Origin of the sequence: uncultured Clostridium sp. (genome assembly GCF_934754915.1) — a bacterium.
GTDB lineage: Bacteria > Bacillota > Clostridia > Clostridiales > Clostridiaceae > Clostridium.
Genome location: NZ_CAKVKB010000060.1, coordinates 1 through 20,253, shown reverse-complemented (window position 1 = coordinate 20,253; position 20,253 = coordinate 1). Strand labels below are relative to the sequence as shown.

General features: G+C 29.4%; 16 protein-coding genes and 1 other annotated feature. Of the genes, 3 read left to right on the top strand and 13 right to left on the bottom strand.

The features are described 5' to 3' along the window. Positions 1-456: 456 nt before the first annotated feature. From Q0F58_RS10515 to Q0F58_RS10490, 6 genes are all read right to left on the bottom strand, one after another. Positions 457-2,124 (bottom strand): peptide ABC transporter substrate-binding protein, encoded by a 1,668-nt coding sequence (locus Q0F58_RS10515; RefSeq protein ID WP_294376083.1) that lies wholly within the window; start codon positions 2,122-2,124, stop codon positions 457-459. Positions 2,125-2,363: 239 nt separating this feature from the next. Beyond that, a complete protein-coding gene (locus tag Q0F58_RS10510; RefSeq protein ID WP_294376082.1) occupies positions 2,364-3,344 on the bottom strand; it encodes an ABC transporter ATP-binding protein in 981 nt (326 codons plus the stop codon). Continuing rightward, the gene (locus Q0F58_RS10505; RefSeq protein ID WP_294376078.1) at positions 3,344-4,351 is read right to left on the bottom strand and encodes an ABC transporter ATP-binding protein; all 1,008 of its coding nucleotides are present in this window, start codon (positions 4,349-4,351) and stop codon (positions 3,344-3,346) included. The genes Q0F58_RS10510 and Q0F58_RS10505 overlap by 1 nt, the downstream gene beginning before the upstream one ends. A gap of 12 nt (positions 4,352-4,363) precedes the next feature. Continuing rightward, entirely contained in the window at positions 4,364-5,308 is a 945-nt protein-coding gene (locus Q0F58_RS10500; protein ID WP_294376075.1) for an ABC transporter permease, read from the bottom strand. Positions 5,309-5,320: 12 nt separating this feature from the next. Further along, complete coding sequence (locus Q0F58_RS10495; protein WP_294376073.1) at positions 5,321-6,247, bottom strand: ABC transporter permease; 927 nt, start codon at positions 6,245-6,247, stop codon at positions 5,321-5,323. 535 nt (positions 6,248-6,782) lie between these two features. Beyond that, positions 6,783-7,922 (bottom strand): pyridoxal phosphate-dependent aminotransferase, encoded by a 1,140-nt coding sequence (locus tag Q0F58_RS10490; RefSeq protein ID WP_294376071.1) that lies wholly within the window; start codon positions 7,920-7,922, stop codon positions 6,783-6,785. Positions 7,923-8,197: 275 nt separating this feature from the next. Between Q0F58_RS10490 and dapD the strand changes: the two genes are divergently transcribed. Beyond that, positions 8,198-8,908, top strand: coding sequence for a 2,3,4,5-tetrahydropyridine-2,6-dicarboxylate N-acetyltransferase (gene dapD, locus Q0F58_RS10485; protein ID WP_294376066.1), 711 nt, complete (start codon positions 8,198-8,200; stop codon positions 8,906-8,908). A 191-nt stretch (positions 8,909-9,099) separates the two neighbouring features. Here the strand turns inward: dapD and Q0F58_RS10480 are convergent, their stop codons facing one another. Together Q0F58_RS10480 and Q0F58_RS10475 are read right to left on the bottom strand one after the other, a co-directional pair. Then, on the bottom strand, positions 9,100-9,762 hold the full coding sequence (locus Q0F58_RS10480) for a single-stranded DNA-binding protein (RefSeq protein ID WP_294376063.1): 663 nt from the start codon (positions 9,760-9,762) through the stop codon (positions 9,100-9,102). A 105-nt stretch (positions 9,763-9,867) separates the two neighbouring features. Further along, positions 9,868-10,632: a polysaccharide deacetylase family protein gene (locus Q0F58_RS10475; RefSeq protein WP_294376060.1), complete on the bottom strand. Its 765-nt coding sequence runs from the start codon at positions 10,630-10,632 to the stop codon at positions 9,868-9,870. Positions 10,633-10,756: 124 nt separating this feature from the next. Here Q0F58_RS10475 and Q0F58_RS10470 point away from each other — a divergent pair, with 124 nt between their 5' ends. Next, a complete protein-coding gene (locus tag Q0F58_RS10470; RefSeq protein WP_294376057.1) occupies positions 10,757-11,281 on the top strand; it encodes a DUF4364 family protein in 525 nt (174 codons plus the stop codon). 44 nt (positions 11,282-11,325) lie between these two features. Here Q0F58_RS10470 and Q0F58_RS10465 read toward each other — a convergent pair whose 3' ends face one another. After that, positions 11,326-12,261: a YncE family protein gene (locus Q0F58_RS10465; RefSeq protein ID WP_294376053.1), complete on the bottom strand. Its 936-nt coding sequence runs from the start codon at positions 12,259-12,261 to the stop codon at positions 11,326-11,328. A gap of 174 nt (positions 12,262-12,435) precedes the next feature. On the opposite strand from Q0F58_RS10465, the gene Q0F58_RS10460 reads away from it, so the two are divergent. Further along, positions 12,436-12,684 carry a TIGR03905 family TSCPD domain-containing protein gene (locus Q0F58_RS10460; RefSeq protein WP_294376049.1) on the top strand — a complete coding sequence of 83 codons (249 nt, stop codon included), beginning with the start codon at positions 12,436-12,438 and terminating at the stop codon, positions 12,682-12,684. Between the two features lie 48 nt (positions 12,685-12,732). Here Q0F58_RS10460 and Q0F58_RS10455 read toward each other — a convergent pair whose 3' ends face one another. From Q0F58_RS10455 to Q0F58_RS10440, 4 genes are all read right to left on the bottom strand, one after another. After that, complete coding sequence (locus Q0F58_RS10455; RefSeq protein WP_294376047.1) at positions 12,733-14,655, bottom strand: DNA-binding protein; 1,923 nt, start codon at positions 14,653-14,655, stop codon at positions 12,733-12,735. Between the two features lie 34 nt (positions 14,656-14,689). Continuing rightward, entirely contained in the window at positions 14,690-15,994 is a 1,305-nt protein-coding gene (locus Q0F58_RS10450) for a folylpolyglutamate synthase/dihydrofolate synthase family protein (RefSeq protein WP_294376045.1), read from the bottom strand. A 144-nt stretch (positions 15,995-16,138) separates the two neighbouring features. Beyond that, positions 16,139-16,984 carry a TerC/Alx family metal homeostasis membrane protein gene (locus Q0F58_RS10445; protein WP_294376043.1) on the bottom strand — a complete coding sequence of 282 codons (846 nt, stop codon included), beginning with the start codon at positions 16,982-16,984 and terminating at the stop codon, positions 16,139-16,141. Positions 16,985-17,137: 153 nt separating this feature from the next. Next, the gene (locus Q0F58_RS10440; RefSeq protein ID WP_294376085.1) at positions 17,138-19,780 is read right to left on the bottom strand and encodes a valine--tRNA ligase; all 2,643 of its coding nucleotides are present in this window, start codon (positions 19,778-19,780) and stop codon (positions 17,138-17,140) included. 96 nt (positions 19,781-19,876) lie between these two features. Then, positions 19,877-20,115 (bottom strand) — a binding site (T-box leader). Positions 20,116-20,253: the final 138 nt, after the last annotated feature.

The following is a 20,253-nucleotide window of genomic DNA, read 5'->3' as shown; positions in this document are numbered from 1 at the left end:
CAATAAGATTATATCATAAATACAAATATATTTTTATAGATTTGTATAGATTATTTTTAACTGTTAAAAGCCTCCAACATACTTTAAAATCTCTTCTGCTACTATCTTTTCTTTCATAAAGTTTCCCCCTTATCACTCATGTAATCGTTTCTATAAGATATATGATACCAGTTCCGCAAAAATATGTCAATATATTTTGTAAACTTTGCCTTTTATGTTCTATTGTACATAGCTACAGTTATTAAATGATTATCAAAACATATTTAAATATGATATCAGTTCCATTTTAAGCGTTTAAAAATATATTTTATTAAGAAAACAAGTATATATGTTTTTAACTCTGATTACACTATATAAACATATTTTTATTCCCTCCAAACACAAATAAAGCTATAACACAAAAATAAATATTGTGTTATAGCTTATCATTCATTAATTTAACCTAAATTAGTATAACTATTTTCCTTCAATATATGCTTTATCAAAGTATATATATCCTAATGGTGATACATTAAGGCCTTTTACATAGCTTTTAACTCCCATAGGTACTGTATCATAGTATAAAGGAATTACTGGCATATCTTCCATTAACATATCTTCTGCCTGTCTTAATAATTCAAATCTCTTTGATGCATCCTGTTCAGCTCTTGCCTCAGCAATAACCTTATCATATTCTGGATTATTATATCCAGTATTGTTTTGTCCTGATGTTGATTGGAATATGTCTAAGAATGTCATAGGATCAACATAATCAGCACCCCATCCATCTCTTGCAACTTCATAATTCTTATCATTTCTTGTTGCTATAAACACTTTCCATTCTTGGCTTTGAAGCTGTACATCTATACCTAAATTTGTCTTCCACATATCTTGTATAGCCTGCATAACTGGTCCATTTCCTTTTTCAGGATTGTAAAGAAGAACTACTGATGGGAACCCTTGTCCATCTGGATATCCTGCTTCAGATAATAATTTTTTAGCTTCTTCAACATTACCTTTTGATGGGAAGTATTCCTTTGATGCAAAGTCTTCTCCATCAGGTCCTGTTATTCCTGTAGGTACAAAACCATTTGCTGCAATTTGTCCACCTTTTTTAACATTTTCAACTAATGAATCCCTATCTATAGCAAGGTTCATTGCTTTTCTAACCTTAGGATCACTTAATGCTTTTGCTGCTTCTGGATCAATTCCTTGAACACTGTCAGTCATATTTATTGATAAATATAAATTACTTAAGAATGGATATATTTGTGCAGTTCCATCTTCTACAGCTTTTTGTATTTCTGATTGTGGTACTACATAAACCATATCAAATTGTCCAGTTGTATAACTTGCCCATGCTGAAGTTTCATCTGCAACAAATTTAACATTAACTTTATCAAGTTTTACAGAATCTTTTCCATAGTAATTTTCATTCTTTTCTAATATAATTTGATCTTTAATCTTATAATCTGCAAGCTTAAAAGGACCATTGCTTATATAGCTTTCAGTACTATTAGCCCATTGTTCATTTCCTTCAACAGTTTTCTGTTCTACTGGGAAATAGCAAGGGAATGATGTTAATTCTAAGAAATAAGCACATGGTGATGTTAATGTTACTTCTAATGTATTATCATCTAATGCTTTAACTCCAACTTCGTCAACAGAACCTGTTCCAGCTGTATATTCTGCTGCTCCTTTTATATATTCCATCTGATATGCATATTCAGCAGCTGTATCTGGATTCATTACTCTCTTCCATGCATATTCAAAATCTCCTGCTGTAACTGGATTTCCATTTGTCCATTTAGCATCTTTTCTTAAATGGAATGTATAAACTATCCCATCATCAGAAACATCACAGCTCTCTGCAATTCCTGGAATTGCTTTTTGATTTTCGTCTAACTTGTAAAGTCCTTCAAATAAATTGGCAATTAAAATACCACTGTCAACTGCCTGATTTAAAGCAGGATCCAAAGTTTTTATATCTGTCCCTAAATTAAAAGTGATTTCCTGTGCTCCTGCTGAACTAGATGTTCCTGTAGTACCTGAATTATTAGAACTTCCACATCCAGTAAGAACTGAAATTCCAAGAGCTGCTGCCAAAATAACAGAACAGATCTTTTTTATTTTTTTTGTCTTCATATATTTTCCCCCTTATTTGGTTGATAATTAAATATAATATAAAACTCTACTAATGAGATTTATTGCTTTTTTATCTATATATTCCAACTAGCAATACACAATTGATAATCAATTATGAAGCATTTATTATTACTCCTCTGAATTATAGACATTTTACAAAATTATATATTTTTACTATTAAAACATATATCTTTTATCAGCGAAAGATTTATTATTAAAAACTTAGTAAATTTATTTTTTTAATATAAATGACAGGCTACAAAATGTCCTGGCTCCACTTCCTTAAGAACAGGTTCTTTTTCAGAACATATCTGTTTTGCGCATTTACATCTTCCCTTAAATCTACATCCTGGTGGTGGATCTATAGGTGATGGAATATCTCCTTCAAGAACTATTCTCTGACTGTTTTTTGCAACTTCAGGATCTGGAATTGGTACTGCAGATAGAAGTGCCTGAGTATATGGATGCTTTGGATTATCATATACTTCATTACTTTCACCTTTTTCAACCATCTGTCCAAGATACATAACACCAATATGAGTTGATATATGCTTAACCATAGATAAATCATGAGCTATAAATAAATATGTCAACCCAAGCTCTTCCTGTAATTCTTCAAGCATATTGATTACTTGTGCCTGTATAGAAACATCAAGTGCTGAAATAGGTTCATCACACACTATAAAATCAGGTTCAACAGCTAAGGCTCTAGCTATACCTATTCTCTGCCTCTGTCCCCCAGAAAACTCATGAGGATATCTGTTAATATGGTCACTCATAAGTCCTACTTTTGATAAAAGGCTTCTTATTCTCTCAGTCCTTGCTTCCCCTGTAAGAAGTTTATGTATATCAATAGCTTCTCCAATAATATCTCCAACAGTCATTCTTGGATCTAATGAAGCATATGGATCCTGAAATATCATCTGCATTTTCTTTCTTAAAGTAACCATTTCTTTATTTGAATATTTTGTGATATCTTTTCCATTAAAAATTATCTGTCCACTTGTTGGTTCATAAAGTTTTAATATAGTTCTTCCTGTAGTTGTTTTTCCGCATCCTGATTCACCTACAAGTCCCAAAGTTTCTCCTCTTTTTAATGTAAATGAAACTTTATCTACAGCTTTTACATAACTTCTTCCTTTAAATATTCCTTTTTTAGCAGGGAAGTACTTACATAAATCTTTTACTTCTAAAATAATATCATTCTTTTTATCTTCCACTACTTTTCCCTCCTTATAGGTGATTCAATCTTTGGTGCATTTTCATGACATAACCAACATGCTGTCTTATGATTTTCTCCATTTTCAAATAATGGAGGCTGTTTCTGAATGCATATTTTCATTGCATATTCACATCTTGCAGCAAATGCACATCCAACAGGAGGTTTTAATAAATCTGGTGGTTGTCCTTCTATAGGTTTCAATTTTTCTTTTGTATTTTCCTTAGGATTTGGTACACTTCTCAAAAGTCCCCATGTATAAGGATGTCTTCCTCTATAAAATATATCTTCTGTGCTTCCTGTCTCTACAACTTTTCCACCATACATAACATTTATTCTGCTGCAGAGATCCGCAACAACACCAAGATCATGAGTTATTAAAATTATAGATGTATTGAACTTTTTCTTTAAATCTTTCATAAGATCAAGAATCTGAGCCTGTATTGTAACATCAAGGGCAGTTGTAGGTTCATCTGCAATAATTAATTTAGGCTTACAAATAAGACTCATTGCTATCATAGCTCTCTGTCTCATTCCACCTGAAAATTCATGAGGATACTGTTTCATTCTCTTTTCAGGACTTGGTATTCCTACTAATGAAAGCATTTCTATTGCCTGCTTTTTCGCCTCAGATCTGCTTAATTTTTTATGCTTTAATAGTGGTTCTATAAGCTGATCTCCTATTGTATATACTGGATTTAAAGAAGTCATAGGATCCTGAAATATCATTCCTATTTCATTTCCCCTTATTCCTTCCATTGCTGATTCTTTTATATTTGAAATATCTTTTCCATCAAAATATATCTCTCCATGTGTAAGTTTTCCATTATCAGCAAGAAGCCTCATTATTGACATCATTGTAACACTCTTACCACATCCAGATTCTCCAACTATACCTAAAGCTTCTCCTTTATCCAAATGAAAAGATACACCTCTTACTGCTTTTACTTCTCCAACATTAGTTTTAAATGAAGTCTGTAAATCTTTTACTTCTAATAATTTTTCCATCTTTCTTTTCTCCTATCTCTTATTCTTAGGATCTAAAGCATCATTTAATCCATCACCAAAAAGATTGAATGATAATATGATGAGACAAATCATCACAGCTGGAAATAACAGCTGCCATGGATATGTATAAATAGCTTTCATTGCTTCATTAGCAAGTGTTCCTAAAGATGCTTTAGGTGGCACGAGTCCTAGTCCTATAAAGCTTAAGAATGCTTCTGTAAATACTGCTTCAGGAATTAATAATGTTAATGTAACCATTATTGAACCTATACAGTTTGGTATAAGATGTCTTATTAGTATCCTGAAATTTGAAGCTCCAAGAGCTTTAGATGCAAGTACAAATTCTTGTTGTTTTAATTGAAGAACATCTCCTCTTACTATTCTTGCCATTCCAATCCAGTATGAAATTGAAAGTGCAAGTATTATAGTTCCGAGACCGCTTCCACTACTACCAGGTTTATTTAAAATAGCCATAAATATTATTACATATATAGTTAATGGAATTGAATATATTACATCTACTATTCTCATTAAAACAGCATCCACTTTTCCACCAAAATATCCTGCAATACCTCCATACAAAACTCCTATCACAAGATTTATAAAAGCTGCAACTATTGCAATTGTAAGTGAATACCTTGCACCCATAAATACTCTTACAAAAATGTCTCTTCCCAGATGATCTGTTCCAAATAAATGTTCAACACTTGGCTTTAAATTAGTCATAGAAAGATCATTTGTTGCATAATCATATTTTGAACACATAGGAACAACAATTGAAGATAGTATTATAAGCAATGCTACACATAATGATACAAGTGCAACTTTATTATTTTTTAATCTCATCCATGCATCTTTCCAATAACTGATACTTGGTCGTACAACAACATCTACCTTTTTTTCTTCATCAGTCAGAGGAGCAAATAATTCTTTATCTAAATTTAAATTTTCTTCCATGTTCTTCCCCTCCTAAACTTCCGCATTTTCTAATTTAATTCTTGGATCAATAATTACATATAATATATCTACTAAGAAATTAAATGTTATAAGCATTGTACAATAGAATACTGTTACTCCAAGAAGCATTGTATAATCTCTGTTTGTAACAGATTGTACAAATTCATTTCCAAGTCCCGGAATAGCAAAAATTTGTTCAACTATAAAACTTCCTGTAAGAATACTTGCAATTAATGGTCCCACATATGTTACTATTGGAATTAGCGAATTTCTAAGTGCATGCTTGAAAATTATTTTTCCTCTGCTTAATCCTTTAGCTTTTGCTGTTCTAATATAATCAGACTTAAGAACATCTAAAAGTTTGTTTCTTGTTAGTCTTGTTATGAAAGCCATAGAAGACATTGACAATGCAATAACTGGCATTATATAATTTTTCCAGCTTCCAAATCCAGTCGGCGGCAATAATCCAAACTCAACTGCAAGAAAATAAATTAAAACAGCACTTATTACAAAACTAGGTATTGTGATACCCAAGGTTACAACAAATACTATTGTAGTATCGGCCCATGTATTTCGTTTTAATGCAGCAACAATTCCAAGAGTTATTCCTATGACTATTGAAGTTGCAACACTGCATAATCCAACCTTTGCAGATGCCGGAAATGAAGTTGCTATTGTTTCTGTAACTTCTCTTCCTTTGAATACCATTGATTCTCCTAAATCACCATGAATTAAATTATTCATATACATAAAGTATTGTTCACTAAGAGGCTTGTCCATACCATACTTAGCTTCCATATTAGCTTTTACTTGTTCAGTAAGTTTTTCACCATCAAATGGACCACCAGGCATTAACCTCATTAAAAAAAATGTAAGTGTAATAACAACCCATATAGTTAATAAACTTGCTACAAGTCTCTTACCTATGTATTTAATCATTTTCTTCTCCCTCACTCACTTCGATTTTTGTCAACATATTTGTATTATATATCATTTAAATTAGTTGTCAATTTATTAAATAAAGAGAATTTTTTTGTCATTATTGTGTTTTTTAACAATTAGTTAATTTAGTGTAGATATTTTTTATATAAATTATAATTCATTAATTTGTAAACGTTTTTCTTTTTAATATGCTATCTTTTCTTAAAGTACATATGTATTTCTCTCACATACACTTTTATTTTTCATGGATTTACACACTATTTTTAAAATAACTTTTTTCTATTTCTTTAATTTTTCAATAATATTGCAATAATATATCAGGGAATATTTTTGACAAAATTCATAACTTTATCAATATTTTTTAACATTTCGTTAAAAAATAAAATTTTTCTTTAACACTTACATTTCAAATTTATTTTAAATATAATAATTTCCTATCCTTCTTTGATTCTCCATTCGATTTTTTTATTAAAAATAAAAAAATCGCGTCAAAATACTTCATCATATTTTGACACGATTTATCAAATATATTTTATTTAAAATTTTCTTTTATAAATACTTCTAGTCTGTCGAAAGCCTCTTTTAATATCTGATCAGAATAACAATATGATATTCTAACATAGCCTTCTCCTAAATCTCCAAATGCATTTCCTGGCACAAATCCAACTTTAGCTTCATTAAGCAGTTTATCACAGAATTCTTCTGATGACATATTGAATTTTTTAATACTTGGAAAAATATAAAATGCTCCTTTAGGATCCACTACATCAATATTTAATTCTTTTAATCGCTTCATGCAATAATCTTTTCTTCTCTCAAATGATTGTTTCATCTCTTCAACAGCCTGCATTGAATTTCTAAGTCCTTCAAGTGCTCCATACTGAGCTATTGAAGGTGCACATGAAACACCATATTGATGCACTTTCATTATTTCTTTCATATTTTTATCTGTACATGCAACATATCCTATACGAAGACCTGTCATAGAAAACATTTTAGAAAATCCACTTACAAATATAATTTTATCTCTTATTTCTTTACATTGAGCTACAGAATAATACTCATCAAATATTATTGAAGCATACATTTCATCTGTTATTACTGTAATGTCTTTTGCTTTTATAATTTCTATTAATTCATCTCTTTGTTTTCTTGTCAATATTGCTCCTGTAGGATTCGAAGGAAATGAAAGCATTAAATATTTGATTTTTTCATTGTCCAATCTATTTTTTATTTCATCAATATTAACTGTAAAATCTTCATTTAACCTATAATTAATAACTTCTGCACCTATCATAATAGAAATATTTTCATAAGCTGGATATGCAGGTCCTGGTATTAAAATTTTATCTCCTGGATTCATTAAAGCAAAAAGTACAGAAAACAACCCTTCACTTCCACCTACAGTAATACATACTTCTTCTTTACTATATGTAATTCCAAAACTATTTAAGTACTTACAAATCTCTTCTCTTAATTCATCTATTCCTGCATTTGAAGTATATGAAGTTTTATTTCTTTCAATTGCATCTATCATTCCATGTGAAACTTCAATTGGAACAAAAAAATCAGGCTGACCTATTGTAAGAGAAATAGCTCCTTCTACTTTTTTAACTTTTTCAGCAAACCTCCTTATTCCTGAAATTTGAATTTGTTTTACTCTTTCATTCATCTATGTAATCCCCCAATATATCTAATAAATATTTATTTAATTTTACTTTATATATAATATAATTTCAAATGAAATTGATACTCATATATAAATTATTATATCTTCTTTTATATTTTACATTCATCTCAAATTTATCACCTATTCTCATTTCTATCAAAAATATGAAATCAAAGACACTGCTTATTTTATCAAACTTTCTATTTTTTCTCTTTTAATTATTGCCATTTTTTATTATAATTAAATAGGTCGCAGATGTATATAGGAAGGGTGATATAATGTCATATAATTTAACAGATCCTTATGAAATCGCTAGATTTATTAAGGAATCAAAAAAATCAACTCCAGTCAAGGTATATGTTAATGGAGATTTAAGTAATGCAGATATGAATGATGTTGAATGGTATGGTTCTAACGGATTCTATATCTTAATGGGAGAATCTGATTCTATAACTAAAATAGTTTTAGATAACAAACATCTTATAAAACATTTCAGAATAGAAAATGATAGAAGAAATTCTGCTATTCCAATGTTAGATTTACTTGAAGTAGATGCAAGAATTGAACCAGGTGCAATCATAAGAGATAAAGTTACAATTGGTAAAAATGCTGTTGTAATGATGGGTGCTGTAATCAACATCGGTGCTGAAATAGGTGATGGAACTATGGTTGATATGAATGCTGTAGTTGGAGCTAGAGGACAACTTGGTAAAAATGTTCATTTAGGTGCAGGTGCAGTTGTTGCTGGTGTTTTAGAACCACCAAGTAAAGAACCATGCCAAATTGGAGATAATGCATTAATCGGTGCTAATTCTGTAATCCTTGAAGGTGTTAAAATTGGTAAAGGTGCTGTAGTTGCTGCTGGTTCTGTAGTAACAGAAGATGTTCCAGATGGAGTTGTTGTTGCTGGTTCTCCTGCAAAAATAATTAAAGAAGTTGATGACAAAACAAAGGATAAAACTCAGCTTTTAGATGATTTAAGAAAATAAAACTGTTTAAAATACATAAATAAAAAAGACTTCCTCTTTTATATATTTTATAAGGAAGTCTTTTTTCATAGATTTAATTTTATGCACAATCTTCTGATTAATTATTGACCATTGATAATTCTATAGCCTTTTCCTAAGTTTTCTTTACTTAATTTTAATCAATCATTGGTAATTACAGATTTAAATCTCTGTTATACTGCTCCTTCTGTGCCATCAGCATTTGACTCATTTTCTTCTTTTTGAGCCTTTTCCATTTTAGATATTGACACTTCATAAGCTATTTTCTTTATAACTTCATTTTCTGAAACTTTCTTTTGGTATTCTCTGCTCTGTAATCTACCCCATACCTTAATATTATCACCAACTTCTAATGTCTGACAGAATCTAGAATTTCTGCCCCATGCAATTGTTGGGATATAATCTGACTTATTGTATGCTCTATTTACTGCAAGTAATACATCTGCAATTTCACGTCCAAAAGGAGTTGTTCTATAAATAGGTTCTTTGCAGATATATCCGTCTAAGAATATTTCATTAGGATTTTTACTGTGTTCTACACAAGGTTCAATATTTCTTGCAAAAACTGTAAGTATAAGCTTGTTTGATCCATCAATAAACTTATTATAAGATCTAAGCTGACCTTCAACAATTACTTCACTGCCTACTTTAAGATCCATATTATTTAGCAATCTTTCTGAAACAGTAATATTTAAAGTATCCACTGAGTCACTTAATCTCATTACATCCAAATTAAATGTATAGAACCCCTCCCCATACATTTCGTGGCTAAACTCTTTTTCAGATGTCACTTTACCTTCTAGGTAAATCTTGTTATTTAGCATTAAATTATCCATTGTAATCCCTCTCTCCATCGGAAATTATTATTATTAAATTAAATATATGCACCCACTAGCATATATTACCATTATAATACAGATACTAGTTTGTTTTCAATAATTTTAGGTATTTTTATGCTGAATTCCTTCTTTATCTATATTGTAATCGTTTTTGTATATCATCTCTCCTACTGTCTTAAAAACATATCCCTGTTCCTGAAGCTCTTTTATTATTTTGTCTAAATTATCTGGAGTATACTTAGCATTATTATGAAATAGCAATATAGAACCTGGTTTAACTTTTTTCATAATACGATTATATTCAATTTCAGCTCCTGATTCTTTCCAGTCAACTGAATCTACATTCCATTGTATACATGTATATCCTAAGCCTTTTACTTTTTGAAAACACTGTTTATTATATTCTCCACTTGGAAATCTAAACAGCTGCGGCTTCTTCCCTATATTTTTTTCTATAATTTCATCTGTCTTTTTTAATTCCTCTTCCATTCTTTCATCAGTTATTTTAGTAAATCCAGGATGCATATAGCTATGATTCCCTATTTCATGCCCCCTTTCATTTATGTCTACTAATTTATCCATGTTTTCTTGACTATAATTTACCCATCCTCCCATTATAAAAAATGTTCCTTTTACATTGTATTTATCCATTATATCTAATATTCTTTTTAAATTATCTTTTTCTGCCCAATTAATATCAAATGTAAGACTTATGGCTTTTTCTTCTGTATCAACTGAATAAATAGGTTGTTCCTCTTCTATATTGCTCATAGCAGTTTTTCCATTACCATTTATTGCAACAGACAGCATCATTACTGAAAATACAAGCCATATTCCTAGAGCTATCTTTTTTAACCTCCATTTCAAACTTATCACTCCTTAAAACATATACTCTTTAAATATTGCTTTACTGTTTTATTATTAACTATATTCAATAATTATTAATTTATGCTATAATGAAATAAGAGTTTCATTAGTCGTGGAGGTAATTATGTACGAAAGTTCATCAGAATTAGCAGAAAATAAACTATTAATGTTATATGTATTAAAAGCAATACATGAACCAATATCAAATACTCAGCTTACAGAAATAATTCTTGAAAATAATTTTATAAATTACTTTACTTTTCAACAATATTTATCTGAGCTTGAGGAAGCAAAATTTGTTGAATATCATAAGACTAATGATAAAAATCTATTGGTATTAACAAAGCAAGGTGATACTGTTCTATCACTTTTTAAATCAAGACTCTCTCAGTCAAAAACATCTATAATAGATCAGTATATAAAAGAGAAAATTGAAGCAATAAAAAAAGAACTTACTATTCATGCTGATTATACATTAGGTGATAATGACAGCTTTATAGTAGATTTAAAAGCAGTAGAAAATCAAGCTCTTTTAATGGAATTGAAACTGTCTGTACCATCTAAAAATCAAGCTGTAGCTATATGTAACAAATGGAAGGATAATCCTTCCGATATATATAACTCTATAATAAATACATTTATCAATTAATATGTGTAAAATGTGCTAAATATTATTCTCATATCAATGTCACTTTATAATGTTTTAATTAAAGTCATTGCATTTGGTTCTTTTTCAACTGTAATGGCTTTTATTTCTTTTGTATTGAAATTTATCACATTTACCATTCCATTAAGATAATCACCTACAAATAATTTTTCTTTACTTTTTCTAATTCCTCTCGGCATTCCACTTACTTCTATTTGCTTTTCTTCCTTAAGGTTGTCTAAATTTATAATGCTAATGGACTTTCCACAAAAATTAGACACATAAAGATATCCACTTTCTTCATATAAATCTACTGGAGAAATTCCCACTTTTATTTTATCTATAAGCTCTAATGTTTTTAAGGATACTATTCCAATATACCCTTCTTTGTCATATCCAAGATAACTCAAGCATACATATAAGTAATGATTATTATTTGATAAATTTATCTTTATGGGAGTGTTCTCTACTGTAATTTTCTTTATCTCTTGTTTCTTTTCTATATCAATTACAGAAATCGTATCATCTCCCATATTACTTGTAAAAGCTAATTTCATATTTTTACATATCTCTATATTATGAGGAAAACAGCCCACTGGAATTACAAAATCCACTCTCTTTTCTTTCATATTATATACAGCAACCGAATTAGCTTCTCCACAGGTAACAAAAATTTCATTTAAATATTGTGCCACATCATTAGGACATGTTCCAATATATACATTTTCACCTTCTAATAAAATCCTATTTTTTCTTTCACTATATTTTTCTATATAATTATCTTCCAATTTTCTTTTTTTAATAATTGAAATAGTATTATCATAATTATTAGCTGAAATTATATTTTCCCCACATATTTTTAATTCATGAGGTCCAATTGAAAATGGTTCCTTAGATAAAATAAAATTCTGTACATCTAATGATTGTGTGTTTATTCTACTTAAACTATCTGAACCTGTATTGCATAAAACAATATAATCCACTTGTTTCCTCCATTATAGAATTCTTTCTATGTACTAATAATATATTCTTCTTTTCAAGTATTGGTACAACTAATTTTTACTAATCTCTTTATTTATTGACAAAATACCACTATAATATAATAATAAAATAAAAAAGTTGCATATAAATATGCTATTTAATTTGGAGGTAATTTTATGTATTCATATAAGACATCTAAAGTTTGTGCTTCAACTATTAATCTTGAAATAGAAAATAATATAATCAAGGATGTAGAATTTATAGGAGGATGTTCTGGAAACCTTGCTGGTATAAAAAGTCTTATTATAGGTATGCAAGTTGATGATGTAATCTCAAAATTAAAAGGAATTGATTGCAGAAACAGAGGAACTTCATGTCCAGACCAGCTTACTAAAGCATTGCTTGCATGGAAAGAAGAACATTAATATATTTATTTAATGAAAAATGGACAATAACTATATTGTCCATTTTTATTATTGCACAAATTGATCATTTTCATTAGATAGCAGCATTATAGTATCACCAATATCATCCAATACATCTTTATAACTCATAATAATACTGACAGAAATCTTTTTACAATCATCACTTATAGATTCTATTTTTCCATAAAAATACTTGCCTTTGCATATCATATTGTTCATTATTTCTTTTATGAATTTAGGAAGATTCCCAATTACAATCCCATTATTTGTTGCTGCTACAATATTTTCTTTTTCATCTGGATCTTGAACCATATAAACTATATCATCTTCCTGAATTCTATTGAACAACCTTGAATAATCGCATTCTTCACAAACATCTAAACATACTGATGCAAGATATGTATCCTTAACATGAGGTGTTACATCATAAAATTCCTCCACAGAAACTGTTCTATATTGTTTTTTGGTACTGTCAGTTATAAGTGTGTTTAGACCTCTCTTTACACTGCCTACCATTTCAAATTTCAGACATTCTTTTATATACTGTTTATCACTTTCATTAAATTCTTCCTTAAATCTTTGAAGATTTTCAACAGCTTTAATTCGTGTTTCTATTAATGGCGACTTTAAAGCCTCCATATTAAACTCCTTATATTCATCTTCAAAATCTTCATATTTCATATGTTTAGTCATTATAAAATAACAGATATGTTCAATATCTTCATATTTTAAACTGTTTATTGTGAATTCATCTGGTCCTGATGTAAGATTATCTATTTTCAAACTCTTCATCGCAAGATTATACAAACTTCTTTTTATGCTTCTATTTCCAGCTGAAAATGCATATTTATATAGCAATGGATTCGTATGATCTTTCTTAAATAGAGTTTCAAAATCTTTTTTCTTTATTTTATACCCTATTTTTTCAGCACATGTTATTATTACATTTGATTCTATCTCTTCATCTGTTATCCTTGAATCCAATACAGATTTCCATTCATCTTTATCACATATTTTTTTGCACATATCTACAATTTCCTTATAATTCTCATACAATGACATCTGCAGATTTATTTTTTTATCATTGTAATATTCTATAAGTTCTGATTCCAAAGAATATAATATAGAAATCGCTGCATACAATGAATATATACTACCTGAATATTTATCTATCTCTTCAAGCAGTTTTACACACACTTCTTTTTTATTTTCTATTTCATTTAAACCATAGTCTGAAAACATTATACTGAACGATTTTGACAATTTTTCAATTTTTTCTTCAGAAAATTCAGTTTTATTCATATATTCAAGAAGATTTATAGATAGCATATTTATATAAATCAATTGACTCACTGCCACATCATTATTGCTTCCTTCTTCAATCATCCATTCAGTTATCTCATAAGTAACAGGCTTCAAATGCATAACTGCAAAAAATCTGCCATATCCCTTTGTTCTCTTTGCAATCTGAAAAAATGCATCATTTTTATATCCTATATATTCATAAGCATTTAAAACATAAAACAGATATTCATTGTCAATAGAATAAACATTGAGTATATATTCAATATCTGATACTGCAAATGGAGCTATTACAAGCGCTGCTTTTATAAGCTCACTACAGGAGCTTTTTTTAAGTATATCAATTATGAATTTTTCTCCACATGCTTTCTTATTCTCATTTTCACAGAAAGCTTTAGCAATTCTCTCCATACTTTGGTAATAATTAACAACTGGATTTTTCTGTACATATTCTTCAATTTCTTTAATGTTACCTATATCCCCTGTTTCTCCAAAAAGTTTTTCCAACAGATTATATGCTTTCCTGTTTTGTTCATATACCTTAAGTTTTTTAGATGTATGAATTGCCTGAAATTCATTTATTCCGCAAAATTCTGAATCCTGAAAAAATTCTTTATCATTATCATAAAATTCCTTTAACTTATCAAAAATACTTACATTGTTAATCATACAACCCTCACAACCCTTTTTTATAAAAATTATTTTATTTTATTTTATTAATTATCTTTCTCATATCACCAATCATGTATAATGATCCACTTACAAGAATCAAATCATCAGAATCGGCTTCAGCTATTGCTTCTCTTATAGCAGTTTCATAGTCATCAAATGCTTTTACATTAGGATTTACTTTTTCTATTTCTATCTTTAAATCTTCACTAAGTTCTGCCCTATCACTATGAGGTGTCAATGCAAATACCTTTTCTGCCATAGGAGTTATTTCTTTTATCATATCTTCTACCTGTTTATCTGCAAGTATTCCAAGAAGAAGATACATCTTATTATATTTAAAATATTTTTTCACATTTTTAGTAAGGGACTTTATCCCATCGATATTATGTGCCCCATCTATTACAATCAATGGTTTTCTATTTAATGTCTCAAGTCTTCCAATCCACTTTACATCTTTTAAAGCTTTTTCTATTACTTCTTTTTCAAGTTTTATATTTTCCAATTCACAAATAACTTCAATAGCATTTATTGCAACACATAAATTTAATATCTGATGCTCTCCAAGTAAAGGGAAATCTACTTTATAAATATTATTTATTCCCTTTACCTCAACATTCTGGGTTATATTTTCATAATCTATATCAATAAACTTTCCATCTTCTCTGTTTACTTTATATACCCTGCTGCCCTTTTCTTCTGCACTTTTTAAAATAACTTCTTCTGCTTCCTTCTTTTGTGGATATATAACAACTGGAACTTTCTCTTTAATTATTCCTGCTTTCTCACCTGCTATTTCTCCAAGTGTATTTCCCAAAAGATTTACATGGTCAAGACTGATTGATGTTATTACACTTACTACTGGTATTATTACATTTGTAGAATCAAGTCTCCCACCAAGACCTACTTCTATTACTCCATAGTCAACTTTTTCTTCATAGAAATATAAAAACATCAATGCTGTAATAATTTCAAATTCAGTTGGATGAGAATACCCTTCCTCTATTACTCTGCCTACTGCACCTTTAACTTTTTCTAATAACTCAACAAGTTTATCTTTTGGTATATTATCACCATTTATTTGTATTCTTTCTTCGAATTCTTCAAGATATGGAGATGTATACATTCCAACCTTAAATCCCATTCCTCTAAGCATCTTGCTTATCATTGCTGTAGTAGATCCTTTTCCATTTGTTCCTGCTACATGTATAAATTTTATCTTTTCATGCGGATTTCCTAATACTTCTAACAATCTATATGTTCTCTCTAAGCCATAATTAGAACCAAACATTCCTATGCTGTGTATGTAATCCATTGCTTCTTCATATGTCATCTTCATATCTAATAACCTTCTTTTTCTTTTATTTTCCTAAGTAAATTCTATATTAATTATAATAATTCTTCAAGAAAAGATTACTATATATATGTAAATAAAAGCATTGCTATAAATTAATTTTACTGCAATGCTTCTGTTCACTAACAACTAATAATGTATTTTTTTCTTTCTGCCTCTATTATCATCAAAAATTAGAGATGCAAATATGCTTGCAAGCATAATAATCATAATAATCAGTACTGAATTTGTAACTGAAATCTCAATTCCAAAAAATATGGCCACAAGCTTCCATCCAGTAAACATCAATATTATTCCAACACCATACTTCATATATTTGAACATGTCATTCATTTTTTCCAATATATAATACATGCTTCTCAATCCTAATATTGCAAATATATTTGAAGTATATACTATAAATGTATCAGTTGTAATTGAGAAAATAGCAGGAATTGAATCTATAGCAAATAACACATCTGAAAATTCAATAACAACAAGTACAGCAAATAGTGGTGTTGCATAAATTGCTTTGTTTTTCTTTACAAAAAATTTATTTCCCTCTAATCTATCACTTATTGGCATTATCTTCTTTAACACTTTTAATGAAAAGTTATCATTAAATTCAACATTGTCATCATGACCAAACAGCATTTTTATGCCGCTATATAAAAGTACTATTCCAAATAATGATAATATTGAATGGAATCTGCTTATAATACTTACTCCCAAAAGTATAAATACAAGCCTTAATACCATTGCTCCTAAAACTCCATACAAAAGAACTCTCTCTTGATATTCTTCTTTTATATGAAAACTTGAAAAAATCATTAAAAATAAAAATAGATTATCAAGGCTTAGAGACATTTCTACTATGTATCCTCCAAAATACTCTATAGCGCTTGTTTCTCCACGACTAAAAAATATATAAATATTAAATAATATTGATAATGTAATCCAAAACATTAGATTAAAAAAATGTTTTTTTGTTTTCAAATTGCTTTCCTCCAGAATACTATTAACTATATTATTTATATTAATATTTATTCTGTTATATCCTTCTTAACTATAATTTTTGTAAACAAAAAATCACACCTTATATCTTTTACAATATAAAGTGTGATTTTTTTATTGCAAAATAAGATTAAATTAGTTTAATGCATCTATTCTTACTTTAACAGCCTCAAGCATTTCAACGTATTTAACTCTCTTTTCCTTTTCTGCATTAACTACAGCTTCAGGTGCTTTAGCTACGAAACCTTGATTTGATAGTTTCTTATCTATTCTTTCAATTTCGCCTTCTAACTTCTTAACTTCTTTATTTAATCTTTCAAGTTCTTTATCTTTATCTACTAAGTCTAAAAGTGGCATAAATAATTCTCCACCTTTAACTACTAGAGATACAGCATTTGCTGGAACTACAGATTTATCAGTTATGAATTCAACTTCTGAAGCAGAAGCTAGTTTTTCAATGTATGATGCACCATTTGTAAATGCTTCTTTAGCATCATCAGCAATGTAAGCTATAACCTTAGCCTTTCTTGAAGGTGGTACATTCATTTCAGCTCTTACATTTCTTAATCCCTTGATTGCTTCTATAACATATGCCATGTCATTTTCAGCTTCTTTGTTTACTAAAGCTTCATCAAATTCTGGCCATGCAGCATTTACTATAGTTTCTTCTTCAGTTAAGTGAGTGTATATTTCTTCTGTGATAAATGGCATTGCTGGATGTAATAATTTTAATCCAGTAACTAAAACTGTGTTTAATACATTATAAACTACGCCCTTAGCTTTTTCATCTTCACCATAAAATACTGGCTTGATAAGTTCTATATACCAGTCACAGAATTCTGTCCACATGAAATCATATACCTTCTGCATTGCAATTCCAAGTTCATATTTTTCCATGTTCTCAGTAACTTCTTTAACTACTGTATTCATTTCTGATAATATCCACTTGTCAGCTAATGAATATTCCTTGCAGTCCTTATATTTGTTCATTATATCTTTGTCAAGGTTCATCATAACAAATCTTGAAGCATTCCAGATCTTATTGGCGAAGTTTCTTGAAGCTTCAACTCTTTCTGGATAGTATCTCATGTCATTACCTGGAGCATTACCAGTTGCTATCATAAATCTTAATGCATCTGCACCATACTGGTCTATAACTTCAAGTGGATCAACACCGTTTCCTAATGACTTACTCATTTTTCTTCCTTGAGAGTCTCTGATAAGTCCATGAATAAGTACAGTATGGAATGGAGTTTCTCCCATGCAGTGTAATCCTGAGAATATCATTCTTGCAACCCAGAAGAAGATTATATCATGTCCAGTAACCAATACGCTGTTTGGATAGAAATATTCTAAATCTTCTGTCTTGTTTGGCCAGCCTAATGTTGAAAATGGCCATAATGCTGATGAGAACCAAGTATCAAGTACATCTTTATCCTGTTCAATATGAGTACTTCCACATTTAGTACATTTTGTTGGTGCTTCTTCAAGAACCATCATTTCACCACAATCCTGACAGTAGTAAACTGGGATTCTGTGTCCCCACCATAATTGTCTTGAAATACACCAGTCCTGAATATTTTCCATCCAGTTAAAGTATGTTTTATCAAATCTTTCTGGAACAAATTTAGTCTTTCCATTTTTAACAACTTCTATGGCAGGTTTAGCCAATTCACTCATTTTAACATACCATTGTTTAGATATTATTGGTTCTACTGTAGTACCACATCTATCATGAGTTCCAACATTGTGAACATGTTCTTTAACCTTAACTAAAAGTCCTGCTTCTTCTAAATCTTTAACTATAGCTTTTCTAGCTTCATATCTGTCAAGACCTTGATATTTTCCACCCTTTTCGTTAATTATTCCCTTATCATCCATAATTCTGATTATTTCAAGATTATGTCTCTTACCTACTTCAAAATCATTAGGATCATGAGCTGGAGTCATTTTAACAGCACCAGTACCAAATTCTAAATCAACATATTCATCCCCAACTATAGGAATTTCTCTTCCTACTAATGGTAAAATTACAGTCTTTCCTATTAAATGTTTATATCTTTCATCATTAGGGTTAACAGCTACACCACTATCTCCAAGTAATGTTTCAGGTCTTGTAGTTGCTATTTCAAGATATCCTGAACCATCAGCTAATGGATAATTAATATGCCAGAAATGACCTGCTTGTTCTTCATATTCTATTTCTGCATCAGATAAAGCTGTTTGACAATGTGTACACCAGTTAGTTATTCTATTTCCTTGATATATTAATCCTTCATTATATAACTTAACAAATACATGCTTTACAGCTGCACTTAAATTTTCATCCATTGTAAATGCTTCTCTTGTAAAGTCAGCAGAAACTCCAAGTTTTTTAACCTGATTTCTTATTGTAGCTCTATACTTATCGCTCCATTCCCATACTTTTTCAAGGAATGCTTCTCTTCCCATTTCTTTTTTGTCATAGCCTTCTTCAGCTAATTTGTTAGCAACCTTAACTTCTGTTGCAATAGAAGCATGGTCTTCGCCTGGAAGCCATAATGTACAATATCCCTGCATTCTCTTAAATCTTATAAGCATATCTTGAAGTGTATCATCAAATGCATGACCTAAGTGAAGCTGACCTGTTATATTGGGAGGCGGCATTACAATTGTAAATGGTTTTTTACTCTTATCCACCTTAGGTGTAAAATATTTTTTTTCTTCCCATGTCTTATAAATTCTGTCTTCGAATTCTTTAGGATCATATGTAGTTGATATGTTTTTTATTTCTGACATTTTCTTTCCTCCATGTATATTCAGTTTTATATATAAAAATCCTGTTGGAATTTTATTTTCTATTTTTACTTTCACAAAAAAAGAGCCCCATCCTTATAAAAGGACGAAGACTCGCGGTACCACCTTTATTTTCACGTAAGCATATTATAATTTATTTTTAATGCTCTAATGAACTCTTAATTTTAATAACGGTCTAGATAACCGTCTTCAGCTACTAAAATTTCACCAAAGAAACTCAAAAGCTACCTTCAAAATTTTCCACATAAGGGTTTTCAGCTTTTCCCTCTCTCTTATAATGCTTTAAAATTTCTACTCCTCTTTATCATTGCTTATCATAATTATTTGCTTTTTATTATTTTATGATATATTAATGATTTTGTTTTGTCAATAATCTATACAATTTATTAACAAAAATAATCCTAAATTATTTTAAAGCCTCTTTCTTAAAACTACTTTCTATTAATTCGATATTA

Excerpts from the sequence above, each read along its gene's own strand:
- Q0F58_RS10500 (WP_294376075.1), bottom strand. The coding sequence starts at position 5,308 with ATGGAAGAAAATTTAAATTTAGATAAAGAATTATTTGCTCCTCTGACT.
- Q0F58_RS10460 (WP_294376049.1), top strand. The coding sequence starts at position 12,436 with ATGTATTCATATAAGACATCTAAAGTTTGTGCTTCAACTATTAATCTT.
- Q0F58_RS10505 (WP_294376078.1), bottom strand. The coding sequence starts at position 4,351 with ATGGAAAAATTATTAGAAGTAAAAGATTTACAGACTTCATTTAAAACT.
- Q0F58_RS10440 (WP_294376085.1), bottom strand. The coding sequence starts at position 19,780 with ATGTCAGAAATAAAAAACATATCAACTACATATGATCCTAAAGAATTC.
- Q0F58_RS10490 (WP_294376071.1), bottom strand. The coding sequence starts at position 7,922 with ATGAATGAAAGAGTAAAACAAATTCAAATTTCAGGAATAAGGAGGTTT.
- dapD (WP_294376066.1), top strand. The coding sequence starts at position 8,198 with ATGTCATATAATTTAACAGATCCTTATGAAATCGCTAGATTTATTAAG.
- Q0F58_RS10480 (WP_294376063.1), bottom strand. The coding sequence starts at position 9,762 with ATGGATAATTTAATGCTAAATAACAAGATTTACCTAGAAGGTAAAGTG.
- Q0F58_RS10450 (WP_294376045.1), bottom strand. The coding sequence starts at position 15,994 with ATGAAGATGACATATGAAGAAGCAATGGATTACATACACAGCATAGGA.
- Q0F58_RS10470 (WP_294376057.1), top strand. The coding sequence starts at position 10,757 with ATGTACGAAAGTTCATCAGAATTAGCAGAAAATAAACTATTAATGTTA.
- Q0F58_RS10495 (WP_294376073.1), bottom strand. The coding sequence starts at position 6,247 with ATGATTAAATACATAGGTAAGAGACTTGTAGCAAGTTTATTAACTATA.
- Q0F58_RS10455 (WP_294376047.1), bottom strand. The coding sequence starts at position 14,655 with ATGATTAACAATGTAAGTATTTTTGATAAGTTAAAGGAATTTTATGAT.
- Q0F58_RS10515 (WP_294376083.1), bottom strand. The coding sequence starts at position 2,124 with ATGAAGACAAAAAAAATAAAAAAGATCTGTTCTGTTATTTTGGCAGCA.